Source organism: Xanthomonas maliensis (assembly GCF_009192945.1).
Classification (GTDB): Bacteria; Pseudomonadota; Gammaproteobacteria; order Xanthomonadales; family Xanthomonadaceae; genus Xanthomonas; species Xanthomonas maliensis.
The window spans coordinates 1-15,912 of record NZ_NSET01000034.1 but is presented as its reverse complement, the minus strand read 5'-3'; the positions used below and the strand labels follow the sequence as shown (position 1 = coordinate 15,912).

Annotated in this window: 9 protein-coding genes and 3 pseudogenes; all 12 read left to right on the top strand. The window is 66.4% G+C overall.

The annotated features are described in order from the left end of the window. Positions 1-69: 69 nt before the first annotated feature. Positions 70-1,134 (top strand): efflux RND transporter periplasmic adaptor subunit, encoded by a 1,065-nt coding sequence (locus CKY51_RS11360; RefSeq protein ID WP_022970894.1) that lies wholly within the window; start codon positions 70-72, stop codon positions 1,132-1,134. After that, complete coding sequence (locus CKY51_RS11355; protein WP_022970895.1) at positions 1,131-4,256, top strand: efflux RND transporter permease subunit; 3,126 nt, start codon at positions 1,131-1,133, stop codon at positions 4,254-4,256. Before CKY51_RS11360 ends, CKY51_RS11355 begins: the two co-directional genes overlap by 4 nt. 236 nt (positions 4,257-4,492) lie before the next feature. Further along, a complete protein-coding gene (locus CKY51_RS11350) occupies positions 4,493-7,291 on the top strand; it encodes a type VI secretion system Vgr family protein (protein WP_152249241.1) in 2,799 nt (932 codons plus the stop codon). 5 nt (positions 7,292-7,296) lie between these two features. Next, positions 7,297-8,118: a DUF4123 domain-containing protein gene (locus tag CKY51_RS11345; protein ID WP_031339774.1), complete on the top strand. Its 822-nt coding sequence runs from the start codon at positions 7,297-7,299 to the stop codon at positions 8,116-8,118. Next, positions 8,111-8,704 carry a DUF3304 domain-containing protein gene (locus tag CKY51_RS11340; RefSeq protein ID WP_152249239.1) on the top strand — a complete coding sequence of 198 codons (594 nt, stop codon included), beginning with the start codon at positions 8,111-8,113 and terminating at the stop codon, positions 8,702-8,704. The genes CKY51_RS11345 and CKY51_RS11340 overlap by 8 nt, the downstream gene beginning before the upstream one ends. A gap of 65 nt (positions 8,705-8,769) precedes the next feature. After that, positions 8,770-9,288: a DUF3304 domain-containing protein gene (locus CKY51_RS11335; RefSeq protein WP_244952534.1), complete on the top strand. Its 519-nt coding sequence runs from the start codon at positions 8,770-8,772 to the stop codon at positions 9,286-9,288. Beyond that, on the top strand, positions 9,288-11,540 hold the full coding sequence (locus CKY51_RS11330; protein ID WP_152249237.1) for a T6SS phospholipase effector Tle1-like catalytic domain-containing protein: 2,253 nt from the start codon (positions 9,288-9,290) through the stop codon (positions 11,538-11,540). Before CKY51_RS11335 ends, CKY51_RS11330 begins: the two co-directional genes overlap by 1 nt. Before the next feature lie 252 nt (positions 11,541-11,792). Beyond that, positions 11,793-12,377 (top strand): annotated as a pseudogene (locus CKY51_RS11325) (DUF3304 domain-containing protein). Further along, positions 12,374-12,880, top strand: coding sequence for a DUF3304 domain-containing protein (locus CKY51_RS11320; RefSeq protein ID WP_152249236.1), 507 nt, complete (start codon positions 12,374-12,376; stop codon positions 12,878-12,880). Before CKY51_RS11325 ends, CKY51_RS11320 begins: the two are co-directional and overlap by 4 nt. Beyond that, entirely contained in the window at positions 12,877-14,697 is a 1,821-nt protein-coding gene (locus CKY51_RS11315) for a T6SS phospholipase effector Tle1-like catalytic domain-containing protein (RefSeq protein WP_211904889.1), read from the top strand. Before CKY51_RS11320 ends, CKY51_RS11315 begins: the two co-directional genes overlap by 4 nt. Positions 14,698-14,707: 10 nt before the next feature. Next, positions 14,708-15,265, top strand: a pseudogene (locus CKY51_RS22975) (phage baseplate assembly protein V); the annotation flags it as partial. 126 nt (positions 15,266-15,391) lie between these two features. Further along, positions 15,392-15,889, top strand: a pseudogene (locus CKY51_RS22970) (type VI secretion system Vgr family protein); the annotation flags it as partial. Between the last annotated feature and the right edge of the window lie 23 nt (positions 15,890-15,912).

The following is a 15,912-nucleotide window of genomic DNA, read 5'->3' as shown; positions in this document are numbered from 1 at the left end:
CCGTCCTTTCCGCCCACCTCGTGGCGGCTGGGTCGGTAAACTTCCGTCGTACCTCGCCAGGATGCTCTGATGCTCGTTCGACCCAGCGCGCGCTTTGGCGCCGCGCTCCTCGTGGCCGCCGCCCTGTGCGCTTGCGACCGCCAGGCCAGTACGCCGCCGGCCGCCAAGCCCGTTCCCGTCACGCTGCAGCTGGTTGCCACCCAGCCCTGGAATTCCACCGTGCAATCGATCGCCACGGTGCGGGCGCGCGAATCGGTGGCGTTGACCGCTGCCGTCAGCGACGTGGTCGAGCAGGTCAATTTCGATAGCGGCGACGAGGTCAAGGCCGGGCAGTTGCTGCTGCGGCTGCGCGGCAATTCGCAACAGGCCGCGCTCACTGCGGCGCAGGCGACCTACGAAGAGGCCGAACAATTGTTCCGGCGTCAGCAGAGCCTGCTTGGCCAGCAGTTGGTGGCCAGATCCACCGTCGATACCCAGCGCGCGCTGCGCGATGCGGCGCTGGCGCGGGTGCAGCAGATGCGTGCGGAGATCACCGACCGCGAGGTGCGGGCGCCGTTCTCCGGCGTGCTCGGCATTCGCCAGGTCAGCCCCGGCTCGCTGATCACCTCCAGCACGGTGATTGCCACCCTGGACGACGTGGAGCGGATGTACGTCGACTTCCAGGTGCCGGAGTCGCAGTTCGGCTTGGTCCAGCTCGGCAACGCGGTCAGTGGCACTGCCGCGGCCTATCCCGGCGAACAGTTCGAGGGCACGGTGGCAGCGATCGATTCGCGCATCGACGAGAGCACCCGCTCGGTCACCGTGCGCGCGGATTTTCCCAATGGCCAACGCCGCCTGCGCCCGGGCATGTTGTTGGACGTGCGGTTGTTCCAGCCGGCGCGGCAGGCGGTGGTGATCCCGGAAATCGCGGTGGTGCAGGTCGGCCGTGAGTCCTTCGTGTTCAGGGTCAAGCCCGATCGCACGGTCGAGCGCGCCGATGTGCGCCTGGGCGAGCGCCGCGACGGCAAGGTCGAGATCCTCGAGGGCGTGACGCCCGGCGAGCGCATCGTCGTCGATGGCACCGGCAAGCTGCGCCCCGGCCTGACGGTGGCCGACCAGCCCAGCGCGCCGGCCGCTGCGCAGGCGCCGCGATGAAACTGTCCGACATCTCCATCACCCGCCCGGTGCTGGCGGTGGTGATGAGCCTGTTGCTGATCGTGCTGGGCGTGATGTCGTTCACCCGCCTCACCTTGCGCGAGCTGCCGGCGATCGATCCACCGATCGTCTCGGTGGATGTCGAATACACCGGTGCCTCGGCGGCGGTGGTGGAAAGTCGCATCACCCAGGTGCTGGAGGATGCGTTGGCCGGCATCGAAGGCATCGAGACCATCGAGGCGCGCAGCCGCAATGGGTCCTCGGACATCAGCATCGAGTTCGCCCCCACGCGCGATGTGGAAGCGGCCGCCAACGATGTGCGCGATGCAGTCAGCCGCGTCTCCGACCGCATGCCCGACCAGGCGCGTCCACCAGAAATCTCCAAGGTGGAGGCCGACGCCGATCCCATCCTGTGGCTCAACATGAGCTCCAGCTCGATGGATACGCTGCAGCTGTCCGACTACGCCGAGCGCTACGTGGTGGACCGCTTCTCCAGCCTGGATGGCGTGGCGCAGGTGCGCATTGGCGGACGCCAGCGCTATGCGATGCGGATCTGGCTGGATCGCGACCAGTTGGCCGCGCGCGCCTTGACCGTGGCCGACGTCGAAGCCGCGCTGCAGAGCGAGAACGTCGAACTGCCGGCCGGCAGCATCGAATCGGCGCAGCGCGACTTCACCTTGCGCGTGGAGCGCAGCTATCTCAAGCCGGAAGACTTCGCCAAGCTGCCGTTGAGCAAGGGCGAGGGTGGCTATGTGGTGCGGCTGGGCGACGTGGCCAGGGTCGAGTTGACCTCGGCCGAGCGGCGCGCCTATTTCCAAAGCAACGGCGTGCCCAACGTCGGCCTGGGCATCGTGCGCAACTCCACCGCCAACGCGCTGGACGTAGCGCGCGAGGCGCGCGCGCGCGCCGAAGACATCCAGAAGACCTTGCCCAAGGGAACCAACATCTTCGTCGCCTTCGACACCACCACCTTCATCGACGCGGCGGTGGAGCGGGTCTACCACACGCTGATCGAGGCGGTGGTGCTGGTGCTGGTGGTGATCTGGGTGTTCCTGGGCAGTGCGCGCGCCGCCTTGATTCCCGCAGTGACGGTGCCGGTGTGCCTGATCGCCGCCTTCATCGCGCTGTACGCCTTCGACTTCTCGATCAACCTGCTGACCCTGCTGGCGCTGGTGCTGTGTATCGGCCTGGTGGTGGACGATGCGATCGTGGTGGTGGAAAACATCCAGCGCCGCATCGACCTGGGCGAGCCGCCGCTGGTGGCGGCGCGGCGGGGCACCGCGCAGGTGGCGTTCGCGGTGATCGCCACCACCGCCGTGCTGGTGGCGGTGTTCCTGCCGGTGGGCTTTTTGCAGGGCAATACCGGCCGGCTGTTCCGCGAGCTGGCGGTGGCGCTGGCGGCGGCGGTGGCGATCTCCGCCTTCGTGGCCTTGACGCTGACGCCGATGATGTCGTCCAAGCTGCTGCGTGCGCATGATCACGCCCGGCCCAATCGCTTCCACGCCTGCTTCAATGGCCGCATGGAGGCGGTGTCGCGCGCGTATGGTCGCTCGCTGGAGCGGCACGTGCACCGCAGCTGGATCTTCGCCGGCTTGATGCTGGCCGCGCTGGCGGCGAGCGCCTGGTTGCTCGGACGCATTCCTTCCGAGCTGGCGCCGGCCGAGGATCGCGGCAATTTCCAGATCCTGATCGACGGCCCGGAAGGCGCCGGCTTCGATTACACGGTCGGGCAGATGCACCAGGTCGAGCGCATCCTTGGCCCCTATGTCGGACCCGGCAAGCCGATCGTGCGCGCCAATCCACGCGTGCCTGGCGGCTTCGGCAGCAGCGAGGAAATGCATACCGGTCGCGTCAGCGTGTTCCTGCAGGACTGGGAACAGCGCACCCGGCCGACCACCGAGGTGGCCGACGAGGTGCAGCAAAAACTGGCCGTGCTCAGCGGCGTGCGTGCCCGCACCCAGGTCAGTGGTGGTCTGGTGCGCAGCCGCGGCCAGCCGTTCCAGCTGGTGCTGGGTGGTCCGGACTACGCCGAGATCGCGCAGTGGCGCGATCGCATCCTGCAGCGCATGGAGACCAACCCTGGCCTGGTCGGTCCGGACTCCGACTACAAGGAAACCCGGCCGCAGATGCGCGTCAACATCGACCGCCTGCGCGCCGCCGACCTGGGCGTGCCGGTCACCGCGATCGGCGGTGCGCTGGAAGCGATGATGGGCTCACGCCGCGTCACCACCTTCGTCGACAACGGCGAGGAATACGACGTCATGCTGCAGGCCGGACGCGAGGGCCGCATGGCACCGGAAGATCTCACTGCCATCCGCGTGCGCTCCACGCGCGGCGAGCTGATTCCGCTGTCCAACCTGGTCACCCTCAGCGAGGTGGCCGAAGCCGGCACCTTGAACCGCTTCAACCGGCTGCGCGCCATCACCATCAGCGCCGGCCTGGCGCCGGGCTATCCGCTGGGCGAGGCAATCGCCTGGTCGCAACAGGTCGCGCGCGAGGAATTGCCCGAGTACGCGCAACTGGACTGGAAGGGCGAATCGCGCGAGTACCAACGTTCCGGCAGCGCCGTGGTGCTGACCTTCGGCATGGCCTTGCTGGTGGTCTACCTGGTGCTGGCGGCGCAGTTCGAAAGCTTCGCGCATCCGCTGGTGATCATGCTCACCGTGCCGCTGGCGGTGCTGGGTGCGCTGGTGGGGCTGTGGGTGACCGGCGGCACGCTCAACCTGTTCAGTCAGATCGGCATCGTCATGCTGGTTGGACTGGCGGCCAAGAACGGCATCCTGATCGTGGAATTCGCCAATCAGTTGCGCGATGAGGGACGCAGCGTGCATCAGGCCATCGTCGAATCGGCCTCGGTGCGCCTGCGGCCGATCCTGATGACGTCGATTGCGACGGTGGTCGGTGCCGTTCCGCTGGTGGTCGCCGGCGGCCCGGGGTCGGCCAGTCGCGCCACTATCGGCGTGGTGGTGATCTTCGGTGTGTCGTTGTCCACGCTGCTGTCGCTGTACGTGGTGCCGGCGTTCTACGCGTTGATTGCGCCTTACACCAAGTCGCCTGAAGCGGTTGCCCGCGAATTGGAAGCGCTGGAGGCGCGGACGCCTTCGGTCGGCGGCCACGCCTGAGGGGCCGCCCGGCACCTGCCGCGTGGCCTGTTGGGGACGTGGTTTGGCGTCGCGCGAATCGGCGGCCAGCGCCCGAAGGGCCGTCGAGAACGACCGCCGAGTGCGTGAATGCTGCGTCATGGCGCGACCTTCGGTCCGAAGATAGGGAAAAATCAGGAAAATCCGATAGTCCTGCGATGCAAGTGCTGCTAGCGTGCCGCATCCGCTTGCACCCGCGATGAGACGAAGAATCGGTGATGGACGCATTGGCAGCATTGACGAGCGCCGTGGCGCAACTGAGCGCGGCGCAGCGCCTGCATCGGCTGGAACTGCCGCAATCGCCCCCGGTGGTGGTGGAGCGCTGGCAAGGCCGCGACACCCTGTCCGACGGGGTGGACCTGTGGATCGACGTGCTCAGCACCGACGTCGCGCTGCCGCTGGAGGACTGGCTGGGCCAGCGTGCCAGCCTGATCACCCGCGGCGCCGATGGCGGCGAGATCGCGCGCGCCTTCCTGATCAACGAGGCGGCGCTGCTGGGCAGCGACGGCGGGCTGGCCCGCTACCGCGTGCGCCTGGTCGGCTGGACCTGGTGGCTCTCGCGCGGGCGCCACAGCCGGGTATTTCAGGACCGCACGCCGATGGAGATCGTCGAGGCGGTGTTCGCCGGCTATGCGCCGCAGGCGCAGTGGCGCTGGAGCGAGGAGGTGTCCGGCTTCCTGGCCGCCGCCCGTCCGCGCAGCTACTGCGTGCAGTACCGCGAGAGCGACCTGGCCTTCGTGCAGCGCCTGCTGGCCGAAGAAGGCCTGGGCTGGCGGCTGGAGCACGATGCGCAGGCGCCGGCCGGGCACGTGCTGGTGCTGTTTGCCGACAGCAGCGCGCAGCCGCAGGACGCCACCGCTGCCGCCGGCGGCGGGGTGCGCTTCCATCGCAGCGATGCCACCGAGGCCAGCGACAGCCTGCTGGCGCTGGGCCAGGTGCGGCGGCTGGGCGCCACCCAGCTGACCGTGCTCAGCGACAGCTACCGCAGCCGCCAGGCCACCAGCGCGCAGTTGCCGCTGGCCGGCGGCGGCAGCCAGTCGCAGCGCGAGGTCTACGACCCGGTCGGCCAATACGCCTTCGCCTCGGCCAGCGAGGCCGAGCGCTACGCCGGCCTGATGGCGCAGGCGCAGGAAGCGCAATGGCATGGCTGGCAGGGCCGCGGCAGCGTGCGCAGCTTCACCGCCGGCACCTGGTGCGCGGTGACCCAGTTCCCCGGCCAGGCCCCGGAACTGCTGCTGACCGAGGTCCAGCACGCCGCTGTCAACAACCTGCCGGTGGACCTGCGCACCACGCTCGCACAGGCCTTGCCGGCCCCGCCGCTGGCCGAGCTCCCGCTCGATCCGCAGGTGTGGACGCAGGCCGAAGCGGTGGGCTACGCCAATGCCTTCCAGGCGGTGGAGCGCAGCCGGCCATGGCGGCCGGTGCTGGCCGACGCCACCGGCGCACGCCTGAACCCCCGTCCCACCGCGCCGGGCTACCAGAGCGCGCGCGTGGTCGGTGCCGACGGCGGCGGCAGCCAGGAGGTCTATGCCGACGCGCAAGGCCGCATCCGCGTGCAGTTCCACTTCCAGGACGGCGGCGGCGATAGCGGCGCCAGCGACAGCACCTGGCTGCGGGTGGTGCAGCGCTATGCCGGCCCCGGCGTGGGCAGCCAGTTCCTGCCGCGCATCGGCCAGGAAGTGCTGGTCGGCTTCCTGGAAGGCGACATCGACCGCCCGGTGGTGCTGGGCGCGCTGTACAACGGCCGCGGCGAAGCCGGCGTGCCGGCCACTCCTGGTGGCAAGAGCGCCGAGACCGACACCGGCATCTACGCCCAGGCCGCCGACAGCACGCCCAGCGCCCAGGCCAACCTGGCCGGTGGCCATGCGCCGGTCTGGCATGCGGCCGGCGCGGGTGACGACAACCACCGTCATCCCGGCGCACTGTGGGGGGTGCAGTCCAAGGAATGGGGCGGCAGCGGCCATACCCGGCTGCTGTTCGACGACAGCGACCAGCAACTGCGCACCCAGCTGGCCACCACCCAGGCGGCCAGCCAGCTCAGCCTGGGGCACCTGATCCACCAGGCCGACAACTACCGCGGCAGCTTCCGCGGCGAAGGCTTCGAGCTGCGCACCGACGCCTGGGGCGCAGTCCGCGGGCAGTCCGGGCTGTGGCTGAGCAGCTATGCGCACCAGGACGCATCCCCGGCCGGCGACGCCGCGCAACCGGTGGCCCTGCTCACCCAACTGCAGACCCTGGGCAAGACCTTCAGCCAGGCCGCCGGCACCCATGCCACGGTCAAGCTGGCCGCCCACGAAGGCGTGCGCCAGGCCAATGCCTCCCAGCTGGTGCCCGACCAGGCCCCGCTGACCGCCTTGCGCACCAGTGCCAGCACGGCCGTCCCCGGCACGGCGTTCGACGACGCCCGCACCGCGGCCAGCGAGCGCAGCACCGCCCCCGGCCAGGACCGCCTGCCGCACACCGGCGACGCCCTGCTGGGCCTGGCCTCGCCGGCCGGCATCGGCCTGGTGGCCGGGCAGGCGCTGAGCTGGAGCGTGGGCGAGACGCTGACCCTGGCCAGCGGCCAGCACAGCGAGACCGCCGTGGCCGGCAACGCCCGCCTGCACAGCGGCCAGGCGATCGGCCTGCTGGCCGCCGCCGTCGAAGGCGGCCAGAGCGAGGCCCACAGCCTGAGCGTGGTCGCCGGCGAAGGCCCGCTGGAGCTGCAGGCGCAGAGCGATGCCATCCGCGTGCAGGCCAAGCAAGGCCTGCAGCTGGTCAGCGCCAACGCCCAACTGGAACTGGCCGCCGGAAAGACCGTCCACCTGGCCACCGCCGGCGGCGCCAGCCTGACCATCGAAGGCGGCAACATCACGATTGCTTGTCCGGGCAATATCGCCGTGCATGCCAGCAAGAAGTCGTTCGTGGGGCCGGTGCAGGCGCCGTATCCGTTGCCCGCGTTTCCCGCATCGGTCTGCGTCGAATGTCTGCTGCAGGCCATGCGCAAAGGCCAGGCGCTGGCGCCGGTGAACGCGTGAGCAGCATGCAACGCGACTGGATCGATCCGGCAAGCGAGGCAGCCCGGCAGGCGCTGCAGAGCCGCCTAGCAGAAGAAGCTGCCCCTGGCGAGCAGTGGTTCGCCTTGCTTGACAAGGCCTTCGTGCCGCCTGCGGAATGGCAGCGTGTGCTGGGGGAACTGCAGGGCTGCCTGTTGTACGAAGGCAAGTACGCCGGGGAGGGCGTGGACGAAGCTTCGCCCTGGCTTGCTCCGCTGCCGCACGCCGCTGAGGCGCTACCCGGCTGGCTGGATGGCGTCTTGCGGGTCTGCGCCGGCCGCCCGATGCTGTCGTTGCTGCAGACGCGGATGCCGCTGCAGGCATTGCGCACCCATCTGCAATCGCGCCTGGAGGCCACGGTGGATGCGGAGGTCTTCGTGATGCGCTATGCCGACACCCGTTGTCTGCCCCAGCTCTGGGAGGTGCTGCATGCCGAACAGCGGGCGGTGCTGGCCGACGGCATCGCGGCCTGGTGCTATATCGACCGCGACGGCAGCCTGCAGGCGCTGCCGCTCCAGTCGGTCGCCCCGGGCGCCGTGGCTGCCCTGCCGGTGGCCTTGTCGTCCGCGCAGCAGCAGGCCCTGCAGCTGGCGGCCCTGCCGGACACCGTGATGGCCTACCTGCGCGAGCGCCAGGACGTCTTCGGCAGCCTGCGCGGCTTGCCGTCCGCGGTGCACCGCTGCGTTCAGCAGGTCGTGCAGGCAAGTCCCGCCTCGCCGCAGGTCTCCGCCGATACCTATCGCGAGATACTGGCGGCATTGGCGCTGGACGGCCTGTTGCAGGACGAGGCGTCGGCCGCCGATGCGTGACCACGCTGCCCAGCGTTGCATCCAGTCCGCCGCCGCTTCGCGGAGGCGCCGGCGACATCGCGTGCTCGTTGGCTGTGGCCTGTTGCTGCTCCTGGTCAGTTGCAAGCCGGGCGGATCGTCGGCTGCCGGCACGGCCGATCAGCCCGAAACCATCGGCCTGAGTCTGTACGGACTCAATTACACGGATGTGCCGATCGGTATCTTCTATGTCAATGGCACCTGGGGAGGGGCAGTCGTGCCCTACGCAGCCGGTCTAAAAACTGCCGGTAGCATCGGCCTGCCTGCCCAATGGCACCCTGGGATCAAGGTCAAGGTGCAGTGGCGCGATGACTTGCTGTACGACCAGGACAAAGATGCGTTGACCACCGCAGAGGTCGAAGTACCGAAGTACGGGACGATTTACTCGGGCTATCTGCTGGTTGCTTTTCTGCCAGGGCGAAAGGTCAAGGTGTATGCATCCGGTGTCGGGCCAGGCCACAAGGACGCGCCAGATGGGATCCAGAACCCTGGCGAGTTTTGTTTGAAGCAGCCAGGTTGTGATGAATGGTATGACAGCGGAAAGCCGCCCAGAGAGGGACATTACTGATGAAGAAATTATCCGGCTTGCGCCACGTCGGCGCGCTGCTTGCGACAACACTGCGATACGTGGTGATGGGCGGCAGCCTGTTGCTGCTTTTGGCCAGTTGCAAGCCGGGCGGATCGTCGGCTGCCGGCACGGCCGATCAGCCCGAAACCATCGGCCTGAGTCTGTACGGACTCAATTACACGGATGTGCCGATTGGTATCTTCTATGTCAACGAAACCTGGGGCGGGGCAGTCGTGCCCTACGCGGCCGGCCTAAAAACTGCCGGCAGCATCGGCCTGCCTGCCAAATGGCACCCAGGGATCAAGGTCAAGGTGCAGTGGCAGGATGATTTTCTTTACGCTCAGGACAAGGATGCGTTGACCACCGCAGAGGTCGAAGTGCCGAAGTACGGGACGATTTACTCGGGCTATCTGCTGGTTGCTTTTCTGCCAGGGCGAAAGGTCAAGGTGTATGCATCCGGTGTCGGGCCAGGCCACAAGGACGCGCCAGATGGATTGCAAAATCCCGGTGAATTTTGTCAACGGCAGCCAGGCTGCCCCGAATGGTACCGAAGCGATAAGCCGCCCAGAGAAGGGCATTACTGATGAAAATCTCTTTTGCGCCGCCGTGCCCCGCCAATCCGTTGCAGCTGAGTCGCGCCCAGCAGGCCGAATTGCTGGCCTCGGGCCTGGATCGTCCGCAGGACAGCTGCTGCATCGATCTGCGCTGGGGCTTCTTCTTCGACGGAACCAACAACAACTTCCAGCGTGATCAACCGAAGAAGGCACACAGCAATGTTGCGCGGCTTTACGATATTTTTGAGGCCGATTTCGAGAAGCCCCAGTTTGTGGGCCGTTACGCCGCAGGCGTCGGTACACCGTTCAAAGATGAAGTGGGCGACCAGGGCCTGGGCATCCAGCAAAAAGCCGGCCTGGCCGCAGGCTGGGGCGGCGAGGCGCGGATCTGCTGGTCCCTGCTCAAGTTCATCGATAACCTGCATTACTACTTCGAGCGCATCGATCTCGGGCAAGCGCTGGGCCAGAACGATCCTGCCACGGTGCGTCGCATGGCACGGGACATCAATATCCCCTCGATGGAGCTGCGCAAGATCGCCGGCGACGAGACCGAGATGCTGCGGCAGATCAGCATGGCTGCCTCCATCCAGAGCCTGACCGCCACTGCCCTGAATCCGCCCGATCACAGTGGCCGCCGCAAGGTACTGGCCGAACGCCGCGCCGAGCTGCGCAAGCGGGTGGAACAGTGGCAACGCGCACAGCCCAAGCCGCGGGTCCGCAGCATCCGGGTCTCGGTGTTCGGCTTTTCGCGCGGCGCCGCCGAAGCTCGCGTGTTCACCAGTTGGCTCAAGGACGCCTGCGATGGCGGCAACGGCGACCTGCGCCTGTGCGGTATCCCTGTGCAGGTGGACCTGCTGGGGATCTTCGACACGGTGGCCTCGGTGGGCCTGGCCAACAGCTCGCGGTTGTGGAAGGGCCATGGCGGCTATGCCGACGAGCACGACCTCAGGATCGCACCGTACGTGCGGCGCTGCGTGCACCTGGTGGCGGCCCACGAGGTGCGCGGCTCGTTCCCGCTGGACACCGCCGCCGGCGTCAGCGGCGAGGAAGTGGTCTACCCCGGCGTGCATTCGGATGTGGGCGGCGGCTACGAGCCGGGCGAACAGGGCAAGGCCTTCATCGGCGACAGCATCGACGACAGCGCCAAGCTGTCGCAGATCGCGCTCTGCCATATGTACCGCGAGGCCCTGGCGGCGGGGGTGCCATTGAATCTGTCGGCATCGCGTCTGGCGCAACGAAGCAAGGATGCGTTCAAGGTCGACAAGGGCCTGATCGACGCCTTCAACGGCTATGTGGCCGCCACCGCCGGCATCAAGGCCGGCAACAGCATCGCCCTGATCCAGGCCCACTATGCCCTGTATCTGCGCTGGCGGCGGCTGCGACTGGACGACAGCACACCCGAGGGCATGGCGCAGCAGCCGTTCGTCAAACGTGCCGCCAAGTACAAGCAGCAGGATGTGACGGATCTGCTCAAGGCTAATGCGGAGTTGCGTCAGGAATGGGCAGCGCTGCAACAGGATGAGCAGGATAGCGCGTATTCGACGCAGTCCTCTGTGGGCAGGGTGCTCAGACGAATGACCATCTTGTCCGTGCGCGACGATTTCGTTGCCGCACTCTGGGGCGAGAAGATGAAGCAGTGGAAGGAGGTCAAGCCGGCTTGGAACGATCTCTCGCCGATGGATCCGCGCATCGTCCGGCTCCACGATGACTATTCGCACGACTCGCGCGCCTGGTTCAAGCCCTTTGGCGCGGCCAACGAAGAAGCGTGGAAACGTCAGTACCGTGAACGCATGGCCAAGCTCGATGCACAAGACAAGGCCTGGCAGGCTTGGAATCGCGAAGTGCAACCGGTCATTGGCGATGCGGTGCGCAAGGCCCAGCAGAACCCCGGCAGTTTCCAGCCCACGCCCGAAGTCCGCCCGATGCCCCCGCTGGTCGCCGGCAAGGATCTGGAAGACCTCAAGGCCTGGCGTAGCAGTGGAGGCGTGGTGCCGGACGAGGCGGAGGGCCGCGAGTCCTATGGCATGTTCGGCTTCCTGCGCTGGCGGACGATCTTCTTGCCAGCGCCATCGGCGGAAGCATCGGCATTTCAGAAAAGCATGGATGCGGTGGACGAGAAGCTCGATCAGATCAAGCAATTGCCGGATCGGGCAAGGCGGGCAGTCGGGGATGCCGTCAATTCCACTGTCGACAGCGCGATCGATGGCGTGATCGATTCCGGCAAGGAGTTCGTGGGCGACCAGATCAAGAAGCTGATTCCAACCGGGCTGCCCAGGTTCTAAGGATTCGGTGACGTGGGTGTTTTTTGTATGACTGGACGCCTCGTAGCACCGACATAGGTGCGACCTGCCAGTGTCGCCCGCTCCAGCGCTGGCGCCCTAAACGAAAGCTGCGCCAGCCTGACCATCGAAAATCGACGATTACGTGCAGTACCTTCTATTGGCGCGTTATACCGCCAATGCCTTTCGCCGCCATCCTTATGTCGCGGCACGGCTGGAGACGCCCGCACCCCTGCACCAGCAGGCATTTGCGGCATGGTCCACCACAGTGCCGGACGATGTCTGGCAATTGGGAAGGCCGCTTTGGGAGGTCATACCCGCCGTATCATCGACAGTAGACGCAACAGATCGTCTCAATCAATTCGGGAGCACACTGTGAGAGCGACACGCTGGACCAGCTGGGGCATCGTGCTATTGCTTGGGTTGCTGCCATGCCTCGGCGCCTGTGGTGAAAGCACCGTGGGCGTCAATCTGGTGGGCTATAACCATACCGACAGCGATATCGGCCATTTCACCGTGGACGGCAACGAGGGCGGCTTTCTGCAGGCAAATAGGGGCGGTGGAAAGTTCGTGTGCTGCATCAATATCCCGAAGCCCTGGAAGCCGGGCATGACGGTGACGGTCGGCTAGACCGATGACCATGACGAGCATTACCAGGAAAGGCGGGTGCCGGTACCGCGTTACGACAAATACGGCGACATGGCCGTGCACTTTCTACGTAACGGCCAGATCAAGGTCTTCGTCACCATGTATGCGCTCTGGCATCCGGATTACCCACTCAAGGGCAAGGAGGCGGAGTTGATTCCAGGGGTGCCGCCCAAAGGACCATTCGACCAATGACGCCAAGCTCCATTTCATGCATCACGATCATTGCCCGCGGCCTGCTCGGCGCGCTGCTGCTGACCTGGATGACTGCCTGTCATGGCGGCAACACCGTAAGTACCAATCTGGTGGGCTACAACCACACGGACAAGGATGTGGGCCATTTCACCGTGGATGGTAATGAAGGGGGGTTTTTGCAAGCGCATCGTGGCGGTGGGAAATTCGCTTGCTGCATCAGCATTCCTGATCCGTGGAAACCGGGCTTGCGCGTCAAGGTCGGTTGGACCGACGACTACGACGAGCACTACCAGGAGCGTGTCGTCGAGGTGCCGAAGTACGATGCCAAGCGGACTGGCCAGTTCTCCGTGCACTTCCTGCGCAACGGCCAGGTCAAGGTGTTCGTGACGCTGGGGGGATTGGGCGGGGCTGATTATCCCCTCAAGGGCCCGGAAGCGGGGCTCTATCCAGGCGAAGATCCGGTCGAGGTGTGGAGGCATGGACGGAAAGGAGACCAGAAATGACGAGTTATCCCACAGGTGCGGTACCGATGCCGGCGGACGGCCAGCGCAGGTTGACCCCCGCCGAGGCGCAGCGCCGCGCGCAGGCGATGGCCTGCCTGCGCGACAAGCAGTCGGAATGCCAGGGGCAGGTCCACGTCAACATGTTCTTCGATGGCACCGGCAACAACTGGAAGTGGCAAGGAACCTTCGTCGAAGGCAAGACGCGCAGCACGCAAACGCAACGCGCCAGGGATGGGCATAGCAATATTGCCCGTCTATATGACGCCAGGCTAGATGAGCCCGATAACGGCTTCTTCAACCATTACATGCCTGGCGTCGGAACTCCTTTCCCCGAAGTTGGCGACACCTCGACCGAGGGGAGCACTCTCGGTGGCGCAGCGGCGCTCTATGGAGCGCACCGGATCAACTGGGCAATTATCCAAGTCTACAATTCTGTAAATCGCTATCTGACTGGCGCGAATCTAATCGAAAATGATGAGGCCAAGTTTATCGTCAGCCAGATGAGCCAGGTGTCGCTCGCAGAAGGATTTAGGCGTCGGACCTACCTGGAAGCCTATGGCCGCAAGCTGGAGCAGTTGGTCAAGAGCCATCAGCGCAGGGTCAAGTCGCTGAATATCGCCGTGTTCGGCTTTTCGCGTGGTGCCGCCACCGCACGTGCCTTCGTGCACTGGTTGTACGAAGTGGTGCAGCCCTGGGGCAGCGGCTGCGGCTACAACCTGGCCGGCGTGCCGATGCAGCTGACCTTTCTGGGGATTTTCGACACCGTGGCATCGGTCGGCATGGCGGCGATGTCGCGCATCAGCGAGGGCAAGATGGCCTGGGCGCACGGCGAGATGATGAGCATTCATCCCGAGGTGAAGCAATGCGTCCACTTCGCGGCACTCCACGAGCAACGCATCAATTTTCCGGCGGACTTGGCCGCTTCCGGCAAAGAAGTGCTGTATCCGGGTATGCACTCGGACGTCGGAGGTGGCTATAGCCCCGGCGGACAGGGCAAGGATTTCGTGAACGGCAAGGCGGAGGGAACCGCCAAGCTGTCCCAGATCCCGTTGATCGATATGCATCACGAGGCCATCAAGGCCGGCGTCCCGCTGATGACGATGGAGGAAATTCGCCAGAAGCCCGCGCTCGCCAAGCATTTTGGTTGCCACCCGCAATTGATCGATGCCTACAACGGCTGGCTCGCCGGGCATGGGGTGCCAGGCGGCGACCATATGCAGCAGATCAGGCAGCATTGCCGCCAGTACGTGCAGTGGAAGGGCATGCGCCTGTGGGAGGGCGCCGACAGCCTGTTGAAACAACCTTTCTATCTACGTGCCGACTCGGAAGATCAAGTGGACCTCGCCAAGGCCCAGAAGAACTTCGGTCAATTGGTCGCCGACCTGAGTCGACAAAATGATGCGGTCAATGGATATCAACAGTCGTTTGCCGATTACAAGGCGAGGGACCTTGCGTGGCAGAGCAATCGCCAAGGGCCACGTCCGGTGCCTCCCAGGCGCATGGAGTCTGCGGATTTGTCAACCGCCAGCACAAAGGAATTGCTCGATGTCGTGCTTGCCAGACAACCCGTGGCGCCGGTGGTGGCCAATTTGTTCGACAACTACGCGCACGATTCGCTCGCCGGCTTTTATATGAAGACCTGGACCGAACTCGATATCCCGGTCTTGGCGACAAACGGCTATTTGCGTTACCGCTCCGTGTTCAAGCTGACAAGCAGTTGGAAGCAGCAGGAATGCATCGATCCGTTGACCACCCCCATGCCGCCAGTCAATGTACCGACCATCGGCCAAGCGTTTGGGATGATGGGAAGCATGTAGTCGTATTTGCGAACTGCTGCTGACCGAGGTCCATCACGCCGCCGTCAACAACCTGCCGGTGGACCTGCGCACCACGCTCGCACAGGCCTTGCCGGCCCCGCCGCTGGCCGAGCTCTCCCTCGATCCGCAGGTGTGGACGCAGGCCGAAGCGGTGGGCTACGCCAATGCCTTCCAGGCGGTGGAGCGCAGCCGGCCGTGGCGGCCGGTGCTGGCCGACGCCACCGGCGCACGCCTGAACCCCCGTCCCACCGCCCCGGGCTACCAGAGCGCGCGTGTGGTCGGTGCCGACGGCGGCGGCAGCCAGGAGGTCTATGCCGACGCGCAAGGCCGCATCCGCGTGCAGTTCCACTTCCAGGACGGCGCCGATGGCAGCAACGGCGCCACCGACAGCACCTGGCTGCGGGTGGTGCAGCGCTATGCCGGCCCCGGCGTGGGCAGCCAGTTTCTGCCGCGCATCGGCCAGGAAGTGCTGGTCGGCTTCCTGGAAGGCGACATCGACCGCCCGGTGGTGCTGGGCGCGCTGTACAACGGCCGCGGCGAAGCCGGCGTACCGGCCACTCCTGGTGGGCGAACCGGCGTGTCTGGCCCGCATGCGGGCCACGCCGGTGAGCGCCCGGCCACGGATGGCCGGGCCGGTCCATCCGGAGCCATGGATGCCGCGCCAGGGACGGCCGCCGCCGCCTCACCCAGCACCCTGTTCGCCCAGGCCGCCGACAGCACGCCCAGCGCCCAGGCCAACCTGGCCGGCGGCCATGCGCCGGTCTGGCATGCGGCCGGTGCCGGCGACGACAACCACCGCCATCCCGGCGCGCTGTGGGGTGTGCAATCCAAGGAATGGGGCGGCAGCGGCCATACCCGGCTGCTGTTCGACGACAGCGACCAGCAGCTGCGCACCCAGCTGGCCACCACCCAGGCCGCCAGCCAGCTCAGCCTGGGGCACCTGATCCACCAGGCCGACAACTACCGCGGCAGCTTCCGCGGCGAAGGCTTCGAGCTGCGCACCGACGCCTGGGGCGCGGTACGCGGGCAGTCCGGGCTGTGGCTGAGCAGCTACGCCCACCAGGACGCATCCCCGGCCGGCGATGCCGCACAACCGGTGGCCCTGCTCACCCAACTGCAGACCCTGGGCAAGACCTTCAGCCAGGCCGCCGGCACCCATGCCACGGTCAAGCTGGCCGCCCACGAAGGCGTGCGCTAGGCCAATGCCTCCCAGCT

What these genes read in the sequence shown, in the direction of transcription:
- CKY51_RS11360 (WP_022970894.1), top strand. Translation starts at nt 70, where the DNA reads ATGCTCGTTCGACCCAGCGCGCGCTTTGGCGCCGCGCTCCTCGTGGCC.
- CKY51_RS11355 (WP_022970895.1), top strand. Translation starts at nt 1,131, where the DNA reads ATGAAACTGTCCGACATCTCCATCACCCGCCCGGTGCTGGCGGTGGTG.
- CKY51_RS11350 (WP_152249241.1), top strand. Translation starts at nt 4,493, where the DNA reads ATGGACGCATTGGCAGCATTGACGAGCGCCGTGGCGCAACTGAGCGCG.
- CKY51_RS11345 (WP_031339774.1), top strand. Translation starts at nt 7,297, where the DNA reads ATGCAACGCGACTGGATCGATCCGGCAAGCGAGGCAGCCCGGCAGGCG.
- CKY51_RS11340 (WP_152249239.1), top strand. Translation starts at nt 8,111, where the DNA reads ATGCGTGACCACGCTGCCCAGCGTTGCATCCAGTCCGCCGCCGCTTCG.
- CKY51_RS11335 (WP_244952534.1), top strand. Translation starts at nt 8,770, where the DNA reads ATGGGCGGCAGCCTGTTGCTGCTTTTGGCCAGTTGCAAGCCGGGCGGA.
- CKY51_RS11330 (WP_152249237.1), top strand. Translation starts at nt 9,288, where the DNA reads ATGAAAATCTCTTTTGCGCCGCCGTGCCCCGCCAATCCGTTGCAGCTG.
- CKY51_RS11320 (WP_152249236.1), top strand. Translation starts at nt 12,374, where the DNA reads ATGACGCCAAGCTCCATTTCATGCATCACGATCATTGCCCGCGGCCTG.
- CKY51_RS11315 (WP_211904889.1), top strand. Translation starts at nt 12,877, where the DNA reads ATGACGAGTTATCCCACAGGTGCGGTACCGATGCCGGCGGACGGCCAG.